We start from the raw sequence: 16,795 nt of genomic DNA, 5'->3' as shown, positions 1-16,795 counted from the left end.
ACCTTGATTTTTCCTGATTTTTCAAGAACATATCAAGCGTCAGCCTGTGGTTCGGTTTTTGAACATCGCTGCCTTTTTGTTACAAAAAGAAGCCTTTTTTCAAAAACCATCCGTTAAAAAAACGGTCTTTTCAGGGTCTTTTTACCCTTTCTACAACAGTTAACGTCCGTTTTCGGTGCAACCTTGGCTTTTCTCAATTTGTTTTTCACTGTTTCTTGATCCAGCGAAAGGCCTTTGTTTCGTTAACTCCTGCGGGGCGCATTTCCCCTCATCCTTATTGTTTTACGACAAACAAACGCAAAACTTTAGGGTTGAAATTAAAAAATCTGAAAATTTTTTTAATTCCTTACCCCAACCAAAATCTGGAGAAAAAGAACAGTGGCGAAAAAGTCTTGCCGGGTTGTTTCGTGGTCCAGACAATTTTTGACCCCTTTACACCTGTCTACAACTCTATTACGGATGAAAAGGAGAAAACTTTAGGCTTTTTTTGAAAAAAATTGAAAAAAATTCCAACCAGACAAAAAGTTGAATAAATTCAATCGAATAGCGAAGAAATTTTTTTGCAAAAAACAAAAAAAGAGGCGGTTAGCGCCGCCTCTGATGGAATATTTTTGACAAATTTGCCTAAAAATCAGGCATCCCGCATGTACCGGGCAAGATAAATACTCTGACCGACAACAAAGACAAGCATCAGCCCCATGCCGCCAAAGAGCTTGAAGCTCACCCATGTGGAAGTGGCAAAGCCGCCCCAGAAGGCCACATACAGATTGACAACCCCCATGACCAGGAAAAAAGCCACCCAGGCATAATTTAAGCGTCCCCAGACAAAATCAGGCAGACGGATCTGCTTTTCCATCATGAGGCGAACCAGGTTCTTGCCCATGGCGAAATTACTGACTAAAAGCGCAGCACCAAAGACCCAGTAAAGCACGGTTGGCTTCCACTTGATAAACTCCTCGCTCGCAAAATAAATCGTCGCTCCGCCAAAGATCACAATGATAAGCAGCGAGACCCAGAGCATCGGCTCCACTTTCCGCTTCCTGAGTTTCAGATAAATAATCTGGCCAATCGTCGCCACAATGGCAACTGCAGTTGCCAAAAGAATGGGCACGGTATCCGGTGCGGCCCCTGCATTGCCAACAAAGGCTGACAGATAACTGTCAGCTACGGCCTGCGCTTTTTCCGGGTTTTTCCCGGCCCAGGAAAAGACGCCAAAAAAGAGCAGAACGGGAAACAGGTCAAAAAGAAATTTCATTTTTAAATAGAGTCGGGCTTTTTCACGATTTTACGCCTTTTCGCCCCCGGTTTCAAAGCGTAATGCTGCCGAATTGATGCAGTACCGCAAACCGGTGGGCGGTGGCCCGTCATTAAAGACATGCCCAAGATGGGCATGACAGACCGCACAGATAATTTCTATCCGGCTCATACCCAGTGAGTGGTCAGGCTTTTCAATCACATTTTCCGGATTGATCGCCTTGAAATAACTCGGCCAGCCACATCCCGATTCAAACTTCGCATCGGACTCAAAAAGCGGTGTGCCACAGCAAACACAATAATAGATGCCTTTTTGACGGTATGCCCAGTACTCCCCGGTAAAAGGCGCTTCGGTTGCCGCCTGGCGTGTGACTTTATATGACATGGGTGAAAGACTGGCCTGCCACTCTTCATCCGTTTTTTTGAATTTCGGTTCACTCATCAGATATCCCTCCTCATCACGAGGCATGACACCCCGCTTGAATACTTTATTCTGACAGAGAACCCGAATTCCTGCTTTTCACCCGCTGTTTTTCAAACCCGGTCAAACACCGCAATCGACTCCACGTGTGACGTATGCGGAAACATATTGACCACACCCGCCAGCTTCAGGGCATATCCCCCAACATTAACCAGCACACCGGCATCCCTTGCCAGCGTGGATGGATTGCAGGAGACATAGACAATACGTGAAGGCTTGAACTGTGCATATTCGCCTGTCAGTGCCGCAATAGTCTGACATACTGCCAGCGCACCATCGCGAGGCGGATCAACAAGAATGCGATCAAACCTGCCGGCAGATACCCATCCTTCTTCATTCATCTCAAAAAGATTGCGGGTAAAAAAATCCGTTTTTTCTGACAGGCCGTTCAGCCTGGCCGCCGCTTTTGCCCGTTCGGTCAAGGCCTCGCTGCCTTCCATGCCAACAACTTCTTTCGCCTGCCGGGCAATCGGCAAGGTGAAATTACCCAGACCGCAAAAAAGATCCCCTACCCTGTCATCGGGAAAGATACCCAAAAGACGTACCGCCTTTGAAACCAGGACCTGGTTTATCTGGTGGTTTACCTGCGTAAAATCAGACGGCTTAAAAGGCATGGTCACAGAAAATTCCGGCAGGGAATACTGCAACTGTTGCGTATCCGGGTAAAAAAGTGTCACCGTTTCCGGCCCTTTTGTCTGCAGCCACCACTGCACCCCATACTGATCGGCAAAGGTTTTCAGGCGGACCTCATCTTCCACCGATAGCGGCGCCATGATACGCAGCACCATGACAGTCAGGCTTTGCCCCTCCTCTTCGCCAATGGCCAGCTCAATCTGGGGTACCTTGTCATAAATCGACAGCGAACCAATCAGCTCACGCAAGGGAACCAGCATATCAGACACATGGGCAGGCAAAATCGCACAACTCGTCATGTCTGCCACAAAACGCGACTTGCGCTCGTGAAAGCCCACCAGCATCCCGCCTTTTTTGGGTACATGATTGACAGACAGGCGTGCCCGGTAACGGTACCTCCAGAAGGGCCCGTACACCGGCCGCAACATCCGCTCGGGATGCACACGACCGATGTGCCACAGGTTATCTTCCAGTATGCGTTGCTTGACGGCCACCTGCGCTGACGGCTCCATGTGCTGCATCGAACAGCCGCCGCACACACCAAAATGCGGGCATCGGGGTTTGACACGTAACACCGATTCGCGAAAAAGTCCGGTTATTTTTGCCGCTTCCCAGCTTTTCTTTTTCCGCCAGGATTCAAAGCCCACCCGCTCACCCGGCAGTGCCCCTTCCACAAAAATAACCTTGCCGGGCGTTCCGTCAGGATTCGCCAGATGCCCGACACCGCGCCCTTCGGTATCGAGAGATTCAATATCAATGATGTTTGGATTCATGGAAATAAAAACACCAGATGGGAGTTGCCATCTGGTGTTGGTGAAATAACGTGACTTATTGTTTCGGCAGATAGCCCAGCGGATCAACCGGCTTGCCCTGGCGGCGCACCTCGAAATGCAGCTTGACCGAATCGGTACCGCTGCTGCCCATTTCAGCAACCTGCTGGCCGCGTGTTACTGCACTGCCCTGCGCTACCGTATTCGAATTGTTATGCGCATAAGCCGACAGCAGATCATCATTGTGTTTGATAATCACCAGATTGCCGTAGCCATTCATCGTGCCGGAATAAATCACCCGGCCATCGGCGGCAGCAAGCACTTTCTGTCCCTTGGTGCCTTCGATATCAATCCCCTTGCTCTGTCCCTCGGAAAATCCGCGCAGCACCTTGCCACTGGCAGGCCATCCCCAGACAATACCGCCTGCTTCACGTGATGCACCCGTTGCTGCAGCCGCACCAGCCACAGCACTTTCCGAATAAGCCTGCTTTTCTGCCGAGGGCTCTGACTTGGTCTCTGCAATCGGCTGCACATCCCTGTCACCTTCGCTGACGCTTGCCGTCTGGACAGGCGCCGTACCTTCAGCTCCTGGCGGTGCCACACGCAGTACCTGGCCTTCATTGATTTCGTTTGCATTGTTCAGGTTATTCCATGCCACCAGGTCAGACATATTCTGGTTATGGGCTTTTGAAATACGGTAAAGCGTATCGCCCTTCATTACCGTGTAATATCCCGGACCGGCAGGTGCTCTTGTCGGCACTGAAGTCACTGAACGGTCCTCAATAGGGGCCTGGGTTTCAGAAGTACCGCAAGCCACAAGGCCGGCACAAACCACAATCAATAAAGGATAGAGAAGTCTCTTCATAAATGCTTTCCAATCAATATCACGCTGGTCTCAAATCAAATGATGCCCTGGCGTAAAGGCACAAAATGGCAATCCTCAAGCATAACAGATTGCCACTGCCTCTCACCAGTCCGTTTCGTTAACTGCAATGTCTGTTTTTCATTTCCAATCGGCGCAATCATATACCCGCCAACAGCCAGCTGCAAAAAAAGCGCCTCGGGCACCTCCAGTCCTGCTGCCGCTATCACGATGGCGTCAAATGGAGCAACCTGTGGCAGGCCAAGCATCCCATCGCCATAATGCAGCCTGAGATTGGGAATACGCAACTGGCGCAGATTATTTTTTGCCAGTTCATGCAACGCCCTGATCCGCTCGATGGAATACACCATGTCAGCCACCTGCGACAAAACTGCTGCCTGGTAGCCGCAACCGGTACCGATTTCCAGCACACTGGCCAGCTTTTTGCCTCCCGCATCCACCCTGACAGCCTCAATCATGCGTGCGACCGTATAGGGACGCGAAATCGTCTGCTGGTGGCCGATGGGCAGCGACGTATCCACATACGCCTGCTGCGAAAGACCGGATTCCACAAACAGGTGTCGCGGCACCGTGGCGAGGGCACCAAGCACCATCGGGTCTTTCACACCCTGCGCCGCGATCTTTTCTGCCATGGCAATCGCCCCGCGTATCGGCGCAGGCTGATTTTTTGACGCTACCGGTAACTGTGGCAATGGCGTGGCTTTTGGCCGCAGCGCCGGTTCTGTCCCCGGTTTTTGTGCGCCCCGGTTTTGTGCGATATTGCGCACTGCTGTCTGGGGGGCAATTTCCCTTAACCGGTAATCCGAATCCGTCAGGCGCTTAGGCTGGGACGTCCCCATCACGCTGGACAGGGGTAACGGAAAATTTTTCGGTTTCTCGCTCACTTCAACACCTTTTGAAGTTCATCCATGAGCTTTTCTTCCGTCCACTCAAATTTGAGTGGCGTGACAGAAACATACCCGTTTTGTGTCGCGTAAAAATCCGTTCCTTCACCCCCATCCCGGGTTTTTCCGGTTGGCCCGATCCAGAACATCTCCCGGCCAAACGGGTCTATCGTCTTCAATACCCCTTCAGAATGGTGCCGCCGTCCGAGCCGTGTCGCCATGGGCGCCTTCAGTTTTTCATACGGCAGGTTGGGGATATTCACATTCAGAAGGAATGGCCCTGAAAGCGATTCATAAACCGAAAGGACAATTTCGCGCGCCATTTTTGCCGCACTTTCCAGTTCCATCCACCCTCTTTCCACCTGGGAAAAAGCAATGGCCGGAATATCAAAGAGAAACGCTTCCATGGCAGCAGCAACCGTACCGGAGTAGAGAGTATCTTCCCCCATATTGGCGCCATGATTGATCCCGGACACAACCAGGTCCGGCTTCCAGGAAAGGATGCCTGTCAGTGCAATATGCACGCAGTCAGAGGGTGTTCCGGTCGTGTAATTAAAGCCGTTTTCAGCCTGGTATACCGAAATGGGCTTTTCCAGCGTAAGGGAGTTGGAAGCGCCGGAACGATTGCTGTCCGGTGCGCAAACAGCGATTTCGGCGATAGGGGCCAGCGCACGGGCCAGCGCATTAATGCCTGGTGCCAGATATCCGTCATCATTACTTATCAGTATGCGCATATCCTGCCCGTTTCCTGTTCTGTCCGGTCTGATACCAGTCTTTGCTGGTATCAAGGACGTTTATTCTGCCATGCCAGGTGGCGTCAGCAGCTTCATGATTTCTTCCAGTTCGGTGCGAACCGCCATCAGGTTTATCCCTGACGTGACCGGCATCATGTCGTCAGCCGCCTCGGCTTCTTTTTTCGCGCCCCTGCCACTGCGTTCATCCAGCCGGTTTCTGGCACCGTTGATCGTAAACCCCTGCTCATACAAAAGCTCACGGATACGTCGGATCAGAAGCACTTCATGATGCTGGTAATAGCGTCGGTTACCCCGCCGTTTGACAGGTTTGAGCTGGGTGAATTCCTGTTCCCAATACCGCAAAACATGCGGCTTTACCCCGCACAGCTCGCTGACTTCCCCGATGGTGAAGTAACGTTTTGCCGGTATTGAAGGCAAAGCACCTGTTTGAACCTTGCTGGCTTGTTCAGTCATGAGTCAAAAAATTATTTATTCGAGGCGGAATCAACAATTTCTTTCAGTTTCTGGCTGGCGTGAAATGACACCACGCGACGTGCCGTAATGGGTATTTCAACACCGGTTCTCGGGTTGCGCCCGGGACGCTCCGGCTTGGTGCGCAGGGTGAAATTGCCAAAACCGGACAGCTTCACTTCCTCACCGCGTTCCAGCGACTCAATAATATGACCAAAAAAAGAATTCACCATTTCCTTGGCTTCCCGTTTGTTCAGACCGACACGTTCATACAGCGTTTCGGCAATTTCCGCTTTCGTCACGGTCTTGACCTCTTCCGGGGACGGCTTTTGGGATGTCGATTCGTTCTTATCGGCTGACAAAGGGTTCATATCATTATGCTGACTGGCAGAAATTGAAATATTTACTGGTGGCTTCATTGTTATTTTTACTCAAACAAAACTGACAATCAGGTGCGCAAGCGGGCACCTGATCCTTTTTCCGCTGCGGCAACAAAGGCTTTGATTGCCGCGTCCACTGCATCATCCTGCAAGGTTGACTGATTATCCTGCAAGGTGAAACGGAATGCGAGACTCTTCTCATTTTCCCCCAAACCTTTACCGCGATAATCGTCAAATAAAACAACAGACTGCATGATAGCACACTGCGGGTCGTTTTTACGTGTCATTTCAAACACATCCATCAATCGGGAAACCGGTACCGACTGTTCCACCAAAAGCGCAATATCCCGCATCACCGGTGGAAAACGCGATATCTCCGTGTAAACCGGCACTTCGTCCGGCTGCAGGGCATCCAGTGCCACCTCAAAAAACACCGGCGAAAGCGGCAGTTCGTATTTCTGCTGCCACAGCGGATGCAGTTCACCAATCACACCCACCGCTTTTCCTTCACGCAAAATGCGGGCACAGCGTCCCGGATGAAACGCCGGATGCTCCGCTTTTTCAAAACGGAAAGCACGTGGTGAAAAGAGCGCTTCCAGATCGGCCTTCACATCAAAAAAGTCGACATTTCTCGCCGGCTGTCCCCACTGCTCGTTTGCAACAGGCCCATAGGCAATCGCTGCCAGGTGCCGGGGCTGGTCATAACCTGCCACCGTTTTTTCACTGTCAACCTGTTCAGGGTTCCTCAGAAAAACCGAGGCAATCTCAAACACCCGGACCCGTGTGGCACGGCGGTTGAGGTTATAGCGTACATTGGCTATCAGTGAACCCAGGAGCGTGGAACGCATCACGCTCATCTGGCTGGAAATTGGATTCAAAAGCCGGATCGGGTTGTCATTGGCGGCAAAATCCGTCTCCCAGCTCTCTTCGACAAAACTGTAATTGACCACTTCCTGGTAATCCATATCCGCCATCTGCCGCCGGATGTCATGGGGTGAACGCCGGCTTTCCGGCATCGTCCACATCACATTGGGTGCCACCGGCGGCAACGCCGGAATGTTTTCATAGCCATACACCCTGGCCACTTCCTCAATCAGGTCTTCTTCAATACTGATATCAAAACGGTAAGAGGGCGGCGTCACGACAAATACCCCCGGTTCCCGGGTAAACGGCAGGCCAAGGCGGGTAAAAATATCTGCAACCTGGTCATCGGTAAACGGCACCCCGATCACCTTTTCGGCACGGGCGGTGCGCATCGTGACAGGAAGGCGCTTGGGCAGATTCGCGATATTGTCATCCACCGGGCCAACCTGTGTCTTGCCGTCAATACCGCATATCTCAAGAATCAGTGCCGTAATACGCTCGACCGTACGGATGGTCCCCTCAAAATCCACCCCTCGTTCAAAGCGGTGCGCCGCATCTGTGGAAAAATTGAAATAGCGTGTACGGCCCTGGATCGATTCCGGCCACCAGAACGCCGCTTCCACAAACACATTTTCCGTATCCAGTGAAATGGAAGAACGATCACCGCCCATGATACCGGCCAGTGATTCCAGGCCGCTGTCATCAGCAATAACACCCACCCATTCATCCACTTCAACGGTGCTTTCATTCAACAGCGCAACCTTTTCCCCTTTTTTGCCCCAGCGGATAGTGAGCCCGCCATGTACCTTGTCCAGATCATAGACGTGATTGGGCTGACCCGATTCCAGCATGACAAAATTGGAAATATCCACAAGTGCCGATACCGGACGCTGCCCGCTGCGAATCAGGCGCTGCTTCATCCAGTCCGGGGTTTCAGCGCGGGCATTGATGCCGCGGATCACCCGGCCGGAAAAACGGCCGCACAAATCAGGTGCCGCAATGGTCAGCGGCAATTTCTCATCCATGGTGGCAGCCACAGGTGTATCGTCCGGCATCACAAGCGGCACACCTGTCAGCGCAGACACTTCACGTGCCACACCCAGTACCGAGAGGCAGTCCGCCCGGTTGGGCGTCAGCTTGATGGTATAAACCGCATCATCCAGATCAAGATATTCCCGGACAGATGTCCCGATTGGCGCATCCCTGGGCAAGTCCATCAGCCCCGAATGATCCTCCGACATCTTCAGCTCCCGTTCGGAACACAGCATGCCTTGCGACTCTACGCCGCGGAGCTTGCCCAGCTTGATCGAAAAGGCCTTGCCATCCTCACCCGGGGGCAAGCTGGACCCCACCAGCGCACAGGCTGTGGTCATCCCTTCATAAACATTCGGCGCCCCGCAAACAATATTCAGCAGTTCGCCTGTTCCGGCATCCACCTTGCATACCGTCAGCCGGTCTGCATTCGGGTGCTTCGCCACTTCCAGCACCTTCGCCACCACCACGCTGGTAAAAGGCGGCGCCACCACATCCACCTCTTCCACTTCCAGTCCTGACATGGTCAAAAGATGCGCCAGATCCTCCGTACTCATTGCCGGATCGGCCATCGTGCGCAGCCATCTTTCAGAAAATTGCATATGTCGCCTTCAGCTTCAATACGGGCACCCCGTCAAAACGGACACCAATATTCATTCATTAATTAAACTGTTTCAAAAAACGCAGGTCGCCCTCAAAAAAGAGGCGCAGGTCATTAATCCCATAACGCAGCATGGTCAGCCGCTCAAGACCCGACCCGAAAGCAAACCCCACATATTTTTCCGGATCAATCCCCATATTTCTTAACACCACCGGATGAACCTGCCCGGCACCGCAGACCTCCAGCCAGCGCCCTTTTAACGGTCCGCTGCCAAAAGCGATATCCACCTCGGCAGACGGCTCGGTGAAGGGAAAATAAGAGGGACGGAAGCGGATCTGCAGATCATCAGTTTCGAAAAATTCGCGGACAAAATTGAGATAGACGCCCTTCAGATCAGCAAAACTGATTGCCTCATCAATCCACAAGCCTTCCACCTGGTGAAACATGGGCGAGTGGGTGGCATCACTGTCCACACGATACGTCCGTCCCGGCACAATCACCTTGATGGGCAGCGGATTTGCCGAGGCATAACGCACCTGCATCGGGCTGGTATGCGTGCGCAACAGCAAAAGCTTGCCATCCTTATCCTTGCCATCCACATAAAACGTATCCTGCATGGAACGCGCTGGATGGTTTTCCGGGTTATTCAGCGACGTAAAATTCGTCCAGTCATCTTCAATTTCCGGACCTTCCGCCACATCAAAACCGATCGAGCCGAAAATTTTCTCTACCCGTTCCCAGGTTTTCATCACCGGATGAATCCCGCCGTGCCCGCGCCCGCGTCCAGGCAAGGTCACATCAACCGACTCGGCATTCAGTCTCGCTTCAAGCTGTGCCATCGCCATCGCCTGGCGCCTGGCTGTTAACGCATCCTCAATCTGTGATTTGGCCGCATTGATAACCGCACCGCGCACCTTGCGTGCATCCGGATCCAGCTTGCCCAGCGTTTTCATCTGCTCGGTAATCAGTCCCGTTTTTCCCAGGTATCTGGCTTTAATATTTTCCAGCGCCGCCGCATCGGGTGCCGCCAGAAAATCCGTTTTTGCCGTTGTTACCAATTGATCTAACGAATCCATACTCCGTTTTTCCTGTGGTGTGCCAGAAGCTGCCTGGCAAACTCAAGGAAACGGTGATTAAATGGCTTTGTGAGCGAATTGCTGCGTTACGCGGTACCCGCAAGCTTGTCTATCCCGAGATATGCCGCGCTTGCTGCGCTCCGTGCGCCTTACTCTTCATCTCCCAAAATCATTCAATCAGCGTTTCCTCAAAAATAAAAAGCGGGACAGGAATGGATTCCTGCCCCGCTTGTCAGTACCGCACCGTACAGCAGTACGGAAATATTATGCAGCGATGGCAGACCTCACCCGATCGACGATCGCGGCAAAGGCTGGCTTGTCAGCCACAGCCATATCGGCAAGTACCTTGCGATCCAGCTCGATCGCAGCCTTTTTCAGGCCGTTGATGAATACACTGTAGCTCATGCCATGCTCACGGGTAGCGGCATTGATACGCGTAATCCACAAAGCGCGAAATACTCTTTTCTTGGTCCTGCGATCACGATAGGCATATTGGCCTGCCTTCATGACCGCCTGTTTTGCTACGCGATAAACCTTGCTCCTGCGGCCGCGATATCCCTTGGCCAGCTTAAGCACTTTTTTATGACGGGCCCGTGCTGTGACCCCGCGTTTTACTCTCGACATAAAACCTCCTGGAAAGTCGTTGGGATCAGCCGTTCGGCATCATGCGCATCACAGACTGGACGTCACTGTCGTGAACCTCCGTCATGCCACGCAACTGGCGTTTGGTCTTCGGGCTTTTTTTGGTAAGAATGTGGCGCTTGAATGCCTGTGCGCATTTCACGGTGCCACCTGGACGAATGCGAAAACGTTTTTTCGCACCGCTTTTGGTCTTCATTTTTGGCATAACTCAACTCTGTCCTTTCGGACAACTCCTTTTTTATTTGATGACGGCAGGTGGTAATAACAACATTACACTTGGATGCCTGCAATCACTTGTCATGTAATGGCTTACACCATTACTTTTTCGCCTCCCTGCCTGCTGTCAGAACAAGACCGGCAGGACGGCAAAATCCTTCAGAAAACGCTGATTAAAAGGCTTTGTGAGCGAATTGCTGCGTTACGCAGTACTCGCAACCTTCGCCTATCTTAAGATATGTCCTGGTTGCTGCGCTCCGCGCGCCTTGCACTTCATCTCCCAAAATCATTTAATCAGCGTTTCCATTACTTCTTTTTCTTCGGCGCCAGCACCATGACCATCTGGCGGCCTTCCATCTTCGGGAACTGCTCTACCTGGCCCACTTCTTCCAGATCGGCTTTCAGCCGCTCCAGCATACGCATCCCGATATCCTGATGCGCCATTTCACGTCCACGGAAACGAAGCGTGATCTTGCACTTGTCACCCTCTTCGAGAAAACGGGTCGCATTGCGCAGCTTGATGGTGTAATCCCCTTCGTCTGTTCCGGGACGGAATTTCACTTCCTTGACCGAAATCACCTTCTGCTTCTGCTTGGCTTCGTGCGCTCTTTTCTGCTCCTGGTAACGGAATTTTCCGTAATCCATCAGGCGGGCGACGGGCGGACTGGCATTGGGTGCAATTTCCACCAGATCAACATCGGCTTCCTCGGAAAGCCGGAGTGCCTCGGCAAGACTGACAATCCCGATAGGCTCATTGTCCACGCCAACCAGGCGAATCTCCTGGGCGGTAATCTCGCCGTTAATGCGATGCGATTTGTCGGTAGCTATCTTCTGTTCCTCATTAAAAATCAATCAACTGTCTGTGCAGACATCATAAAACCCGATGCCCGGCATTACCCTGACCCCGGTTATTTCCTGGCGGCGATCTCGTTTTGAAGCCGCTCTGCCAGTGCTGCAACAGGCATCACACCCAGATCGGTATTGCCTCTTGCACGGACAGACACTGTCTTTTCATTCTTTTCCTTATCGCCGACAACCAGCAGATAAGGCACACGATTGGTCGCGTGATCGCGTATTTTATAGGTAATTTTTTCATTGCGCAAATCTGTTTCAACCCTCAGGCCTGATTTTTTCAGCATATCGACCACTTCCTGCGCATAATCAGCCTGCCGCTCGGAAATATTGAGCACCATCGCCTGCACCGGCGAAAGCCACAGCGGCATCGAACCGGCATGGTTTTCAATCAGGATACCGATAAAACGCTCAAGCGAACCCAGGATCGCGCGGTGCAGCATGACAGGCACCTTGCGGGAATTATCCTCATCCACATATTCCGCGCCCAGGCGTTCCGGCATGGAGAAATCCACCTGGATCGTCCCGCACTGCCACATCCGGCCAATCGCATCTTTTAACGTGTATTCGATCTTCGGTCCATAAAAAGCCCCTTCACCCGGCGAAATCTCATACTCGGCCCCGATATTGTCCAGTGCTGCAATCAGCGCCTGCTCTGCCTTGTCCCAGGCGGCATCAGAGCCGACCCGTTTTTCCGGACGGGTTGCCACTTTGTAAATAATGTCGGTAAAGCCGAAATCCGCATAGACGTTCCTGAGTTGTGCCGTAAAAGCAACACATTCGTCCAGTATCTGGTCTTCCGTACAGAAAATATGCCCATCATCCTGGGTAAATCCGCGCACACGCAAAATGCCATGCAGCGCACCCGAAGGCTCATTCCTGTGGCAGGAACCAAACTCACCATAACGCAACGGCAATTCCCGGTAGGAATGCAGACCGGCACGATACACCTGAACATGACCCGGACAATTCATGGGCTTGACAGCATACGTCCGGTTCTCGGACTCTGTCGTGAACATGTTTTCCTTGTAATTCTCCCAGTGCCCGGATTTTTCCCACAGCGTCCTGTCCAGGATCTGCGGGGTACGTATTTCCTGATACCCGTTTTCCTTATAGACATTGCGCATGTACTGCTCGACCTGCTGCCAGATCGTCCAGCCTTTCGGGTGCCAGAAAACGAGACCCGGCGCCTCTTCCTGGAAGTGGAACAGGTCCAGTTGGCGACCGATACGCCTGTGGTCACGTTTTTTCCGCTTCTTCCAGCATGTGCAGGTAGGCATCCTGGTCATCCTTTTTCGCCCAGGCCGTGCCATATACCCGCTGCAGCATCTCATTATTCGAGTCGCCCCGCCAGTACGCCCCGGCAAGGCGCATCAGCTTGAACACCCGCAGCTTGCCATTGGAAGGCACATGGGGACCGCGGCAAAGATCGGTAAATTTGCCACTGGTATAAAGCGAGACATCCTCATTTTCCGGAATCGATGCAATGATTTCCGCCTTGTATTCCTCAGCGATCGATTTGAAATAGGCAACCGCTTCATCCCGTGGCAACACCTTGCGGGTCACGACTTCATCCTTTTTCGCCAGCTCCGCCATTTTCTTTTCAATGGCTTCCATGTCCTCCGGCGTAAACGGACGCTTGTAAGAAAAGTCGTAGTAAAACCCGTTATCAATCACCGGACCGATCGTCACCTGCGCATCCGGAAAAAGCTCTTTTACCGCATAGGCCAGAAGATGGGCAGTGGAATGCCGGATGATATCGAGCCCCTCGGTATCACGATCAGTCACAATGGCGAGATCCGCCTTGTTTTCGATCACATAAGACGTGTCAACCAGCTGGCCATCCACCCTGCCGGCAATGGCGGCCTTCGCCAGGCCACTGCCAATGGATGCTGCCACCTCGGCAACCGTCACCGGTTTGTCAAACTGTCTTTCCGAACCATCCGGAAGCCTTACCGATACCATTTTCAATCTCCACATCTGCCGGGTACGCCAGGGCATCCGGCATACTGTCCAACACAATAAAAAAAGCGGCATTGCCGCAACTGCTGCCGATGTTTTTCCAGCCCTTGATGAGCAGAAAAGCGACAGAACAGAAAAACAAGACTTTACCACAGAATACCGTGTCCCTGCCGGGGAATATGGCGTTTACCTGACTGAAAACACACACAAAAAAGCCGGATGTTTCATCCGGCTTTTCTGTTTGGGGCTGATGACCTGCCGCATCAATAATTCGGGATATCAGCCAAACCCATTTCCGGTGAAACCATCAGTTTCTTGATATCCATCAGGATCAGCATCCGGTCTTCCAGTGCGCCCAGGCCAATCAGGGTATCCGTATTCATCAGCGTGCCCATAGAGGGTGCCGGACGGATCTGGTCCGGTGTCAGCGACATCACATCGGATACCGAATCAACCACAATACCAATAAAACGTTCTTCAATCTCCAACACAATCACCACGGTCAGATGGTCATAATTCGGCTCGCCCAGATTGAATTTGATCCGCATATCCAGAATCGGCACAATGATGTCACGCCAGTTTAAAAAGCCCTTCATGAAATAGGGCGCATTGGCAACCTGCGTGCTGATTTCATAACCGCGGATTTCCTGGACTGTCAGGATATCAATGCCGTACTCTTCATTTCCCAGCCGGAAAGCAAGATATTCCCTTGGCAGATCCTTGACTGCTGGTTTGGTACCGGTTTCTGTGGCAGTTTCATAGTTCACTGTCATTTCATTCACCTTTATTCAAGTGCCGTTATCACCGGCATGAAGATAATTTTGCTCGCATGAAGCATATGCCCATCAATTTCAAACCATCCGTTTGAAAGCGTTAATGTCAATGATATTTCCTTCGAGCAACCTTATCAAGTGTTTTTCTGATAAATAAACATTTATCTATTATTTTATGTCAAAAGCCGGTTTATCTACCGGCTTTTGACACAAACTCAGCGCTTAAAATTCCTCCCAGTTATCTTCATCAGCTCCGGATGCCTTTGCCATGATAAGAGAAGCCGATTCCGATACCGGTTTTGCCGCTACCCCCGAAAGGCGTCTGACAGGCGCTGCCTTCGGGGCTGAAACGACTGAAGACTTAAAGGCCTGGGTATGCGTCAACTGCGGTGCACCGGTATTAAAGATACTGACTACGTTGACCAGTGCCCGGGCCTGGTCCTGCAGGCTCTCGGCCGCAGCCGCCGCTTCTTCCACCAGGGCCGCGTTCTGCTGCGAGACGGTGTCCATCTCGGTTACGGCCTGGTTAACCTGCTCGATGCCCTGTACCTGCTCCTGCGTCGCCATGCTGATTTCGTTCATGATGTCGTTCACCCGCCGGATGCTGTCTCCGATTTCGAGCATGGTGTTGACGGCGTTGTTTACGAGGTCGGTGCCGGTGGAGACTTTGGTGACGGAGTCGTCGATAAGGTCCTTGATCTCGCGGGCCGCGGTCGCGCTACGCTGTGCAAGGCTCCTCACTTCGGTGGCAACGACGGCAAAGCCTCTGCCCTGTTCGCCCGCGCGTGCGGCCTCAACGGCTGCGTTCAGCGCCAGGATGTTAGTCTGGAAGGCGATGCCGTCGATGACGCTGATGATGTCGACGATCTTGCCGGAGGATTCGGCGATGTTGCTCATGGTGGTGGCGACAAGCCGCGCCGCTTCGCCGCCGCGCGTGGCAACGTCTGCCGCCTGGGTGGCCAGCTGGTTGGCCTGCCTGGCATTGTCTCCATTCTGGCGTACGGTGGAGGTGATTTCTTCCATACTGGACGCGGTCTCTTCGAGCGAGCTGGCCTGTTCTTCGGTCCGCGCGGAAAGGTCCTGGTTGCCGGAGGCAATCTGGGCCGAGGCCGTGGCGATGGTGTCGGCACTGGTTCTTACCTGGGAGACAGCATGGTACAGGCTTTCGTTCATGTCTTTCATGGCCTGCATGAGCTGCCCGGTCTCGTCGGTGGTCTTGACTTCGATACGGCTCGTCAGGTCACCGGATGCCACGGTCTGCGCGACTTTTACTGCTTCGTTCAACGGGCCCGTTATGCCCGCCGTCAAACGCCAGGCCAGCAACAGGGCAACAACCGCGGCAATGGCGGTGATGATTGCCTGAAGCATCTGCCCCAGGCGGTTGGCGTCTTTTACTTCCACCGCAACATCCCCTGCCTGCTTGATCTTATGATCCCGGAACTGGTCAACCGCCTGCACATAGGCGTCACGGGTCGGCACCACATTGCTCATGAAATACTCACGCAATTCGGTAAAAGCGGGAGTCTGCCCCAGTATTTCACCACTGATACTCACGTGCTTGCGCTTGAACAACTCGGTTACCGTTTCACGGTAGGCGGCACGTTTGACAGCCATCTCCTTCATCATATTCAGTTCTTCTGTACTCAGGGGATGCGATTCGATGCCCTTGATCCGCTCGTCAATCTGCTGTGAGTACCCCGCCATCTGGCTTGCAAAGCGCTTGATCATGTCAGGCTGCTGGGCATACGCAAAACCATAGATGACCAGGCCGTGATTGCCGACTGCCCTTGACCATTGACGCGTGGCGCGTTCGACAGTGATGGCATTTTCCATCATGTCATCCATGCCCTTGTCGATTTTTCGCAACTCATAAATCCCTGCGCCGGCAGTAAGCAGAAGCAGGGCAATGACAATCAGGAATCCCAGGGTCAACCTGGCGCCAATTTTTATATTTTTCATTTTTACTCTCCCGTTTGCATTAAATCATGCTGGAATTGACTTCAATTATGTTCAGGATCATTCACTGAAACCTGCGCGGCACTTCTTGCCGGAATTGCCAAACCGGGGGGGTTCAGAGTTTTTTTATTCTGTTAACCTCGTTTTCTCATTATAAAACCCTGCGCAATTTCCTGCTTCAGGATGCGGAAAAGTGCACGGGGCCTCAAAAAGCAAAAATCATATATCTACATTTACATATAATTTGTTACCGTGAAGAAATCAAATTTCCCGGGGAAAATTTAAGCAAGTCCCTAACGCAATAAAATCAAAAAAATTGCAATTTTTTCAT

15 protein-coding genes and 1 pseudogene are annotated in these 16,795 nt (G+C 52.2%); all 16 read right to left on the bottom strand.

Going from position 1 to position 16,795, the window contains the following annotated elements; all coding sequences use genetic code 11:
* Positions 1 to 631 precede the first annotated feature (631 nt).
* Complete coding sequence (locus NB640_RS09660; RefSeq protein WP_269308500.1) at positions 632 to 1,255, bottom strand: septation protein A; 624 nt, start codon at positions 1,253 to 1,255, stop codon at positions 632 to 634.
* Between the two features lie 30 nt (positions 1,256 to 1,285).
* The gene (gene msrB / locus NB640_RS09655; protein WP_269308499.1) at positions 1,286 to 1,696 is read right to left on the bottom strand and encodes a peptide-methionine (R)-S-oxide reductase MsrB; all 411 of its coding nucleotides are present in this window, start codon (positions 1,694 to 1,696) and stop codon (positions 1,286 to 1,288) included.
* A 92-nt stretch (positions 1,697 to 1,788) separates the two neighbouring features.
* Positions 1,789 to 3,141, bottom strand: coding sequence for a 23S rRNA (uracil(1939)-C(5))-methyltransferase RlmD (rlmD, locus tag NB640_RS09650; RefSeq protein WP_269308498.1), 1,353 nt, complete (start codon positions 3,139 to 3,141; stop codon positions 1,789 to 1,791).
* A gap of 55 nt (positions 3,142 to 3,196) precedes the next feature.
* Positions 3,197 to 4,003, bottom strand: coding sequence for a peptidoglycan DD-metalloendopeptidase family protein (locus NB640_RS09645; protein WP_269308497.1), 807 nt, complete (start codon positions 4,001 to 4,003; stop codon positions 3,197 to 3,199).
* A gap of 35 nt (positions 4,004 to 4,038) precedes the next feature.
* Positions 4,039 to 4,905 (bottom strand): protein-L-isoaspartate(D-aspartate) O-methyltransferase, encoded by an 867-nt coding sequence (locus NB640_RS09640; protein ID WP_269308496.1) that lies wholly within the window; start codon positions 4,903 to 4,905, stop codon positions 4,039 to 4,041.
* Positions 4,902 to 5,639, bottom strand: a complete 738-nt coding sequence (gene surE / locus NB640_RS09635) for a 5'/3'-nucleotidase SurE (RefSeq protein ID WP_269308495.1) — start codon at positions 5,637 to 5,639, stop codon at positions 4,902 to 4,904. The genes NB640_RS09640 and surE overlap by 4 nt, the downstream gene beginning before the upstream one ends.
* 60 nt (positions 5,640 to 5,699) lie before the next feature.
* The gene (locus NB640_RS09630; RefSeq protein ID WP_269308494.1) at positions 5,700 to 6,113 is read right to left on the bottom strand and encodes a MerR family transcriptional regulator; all 414 of its coding nucleotides are present in this window, start codon (positions 6,111 to 6,113) and stop codon (positions 5,700 to 5,702) included.
* Between the two features lie 11 nt (positions 6,114 to 6,124).
* Positions 6,125 to 6,481, bottom strand: coding sequence for an integration host factor subunit alpha (locus NB640_RS09625; protein ID WP_269308493.1), 357 nt, complete (start codon positions 6,479 to 6,481; stop codon positions 6,125 to 6,127).
* 77 nt (positions 6,482 to 6,558) lie between these two features.
* Entirely contained in the window at positions 6,559 to 8,988 is a 2,430-nt protein-coding gene (gene pheT / locus NB640_RS09620) for a phenylalanine--tRNA ligase subunit beta (RefSeq protein ID WP_269308492.1), read from the bottom strand.
* 58 nt (positions 8,989 to 9,046) lie between these two features.
* Positions 9,047 to 10,063: a phenylalanine--tRNA ligase subunit alpha gene (pheS, locus tag NB640_RS09615; RefSeq protein WP_269308491.1), complete on the bottom strand. Its 1,017-nt coding sequence runs from the start codon at positions 10,061 to 10,063 to the stop codon at positions 9,047 to 9,049.
* A 264-nt stretch (positions 10,064 to 10,327) separates the two neighbouring features.
* Positions 10,328 to 10,687 (bottom strand): 50S ribosomal protein L20, encoded by a 360-nt coding sequence (gene rplT / locus NB640_RS09610; protein ID WP_269308490.1) that lies wholly within the window; start codon positions 10,685 to 10,687, stop codon positions 10,328 to 10,330.
* Positions 10,688 to 10,712: 25 nt separating this feature from the next.
* Entirely contained in the window at positions 10,713 to 10,910 is a 198-nt protein-coding gene (gene rpmI, locus NB640_RS09605; protein WP_269308489.1) for a 50S ribosomal protein L35, read from the bottom strand.
* A 317-nt stretch (positions 10,911 to 11,227) separates the two neighbouring features.
* Positions 11,228 to 11,773, bottom strand: a complete 546-nt coding sequence (gene infC / locus NB640_RS09600) for a translation initiation factor IF-3 (RefSeq protein WP_269308488.1) — start codon at positions 11,771 to 11,773, stop codon at positions 11,228 to 11,230.
* A 56-nt stretch (positions 11,774 to 11,829) separates the two neighbouring features.
* Positions 11,830 to 13,738 (bottom strand): annotated as a pseudogene (thrS, locus tag NB640_RS09595) (threonine--tRNA ligase).
* Positions 13,739 to 13,998: 260 nt separating this feature from the next.
* Positions 13,999 to 14,508, bottom strand: coding sequence for a chemotaxis protein CheW (locus tag NB640_RS09590; protein WP_269308487.1), 510 nt, complete (start codon positions 14,506 to 14,508; stop codon positions 13,999 to 14,001).
* Between the two features lie 222 nt (positions 14,509 to 14,730).
* Complete coding sequence (locus tag NB640_RS09585) at positions 14,731 to 16,467, bottom strand: methyl-accepting chemotaxis protein (protein ID WP_269308486.1); 1,737 nt, start codon at positions 16,465 to 16,467, stop codon at positions 14,731 to 14,733.
* Positions 16,468 to 16,795 lie beyond the last annotated feature (328 nt).

Origin of the sequence: Oxalobacter vibrioformis, assembly GCF_027118995.1 — a bacterium.
Lineage (GTDB): Bacteria > Pseudomonadota > Gammaproteobacteria > Burkholderiales > Burkholderiaceae_D > Oxalobacter > Oxalobacter vibrioformis.
The sequence above is the reverse complement of the archived record's forward strand: the minus strand, read 5'-3'. Positions and strand labels throughout refer to the sequence as shown.

Excerpts from the sequence above, each read along its gene's own strand:
- NB640_RS09630 (WP_269308494.1), bottom strand. The coding sequence starts at position 6,113 with ATGACTGAACAAGCCAGCAAGGTTCAAACAGGTGCTTTGCCTTCAATA.
- rplT (WP_269308490.1), bottom strand. The coding sequence starts at position 10,687 with ATGTCGAGAGTAAAACGCGGGGTCACAGCACGGGCCCGTCATAAAAAA.
- NB640_RS09590 (WP_269308487.1), bottom strand. The coding sequence starts at position 14,508 with ATGACAGTGAACTATGAAACTGCCACAGAAACCGGTACCAAACCAGCA.
- rpmI (WP_269308489.1), bottom strand. The coding sequence starts at position 10,910 with ATGCCAAAAATGAAGACCAAAAGCGGTGCGAAAAAACGTTTTCGCATT.
- rlmD (WP_269308498.1), bottom strand. The coding sequence starts at position 3,141 with ATGAATCCAAACATCATTGATATTGAATCTCTCGATACCGAAGGGCGC.
- pheT (WP_269308492.1), bottom strand. The coding sequence starts at position 8,988 with ATGCAATTTTCTGAAAGATGGCTGCGCACGATGGCCGATCCGGCAATG.
- pheS (WP_269308491.1), bottom strand. The coding sequence starts at position 10,063 with ATGGATTCGTTAGATCAATTGGTAACAACGGCAAAAACGGATTTTCTG.
- NB640_RS09660 (WP_269308500.1), bottom strand. The coding sequence starts at position 1,255 with ATGAAATTTCTTTTTGACCTGTTTCCCGTTCTGCTCTTTTTTGGCGTC.
- NB640_RS09625 (WP_269308493.1), bottom strand. The coding sequence starts at position 6,481 with ATGAACCCTTTGTCAGCCGATAAGAACGAATCGACATCCCAAAAGCCG.
- NB640_RS09645 (WP_269308497.1), bottom strand. The coding sequence starts at position 4,003 with ATGAAGAGACTTCTCTATCCTTTATTGATTGTGGTTTGTGCCGGCCTT.
- msrB (WP_269308499.1), bottom strand. The coding sequence starts at position 1,696 with ATGAGTGAACCGAAATTCAAAAAAACGGATGAAGAGTGGCAGGCCAGT.
- NB640_RS09585 (WP_269308486.1), bottom strand. The coding sequence starts at position 16,467 with ATGAAAAATATAAAAATTGGCGCCAGGTTGACCCTGGGATTCCTGATT.
- surE (WP_269308495.1), bottom strand. The coding sequence starts at position 5,639 with ATGCGCATACTGATAAGTAATGATGACGGATATCTGGCACCAGGCATT.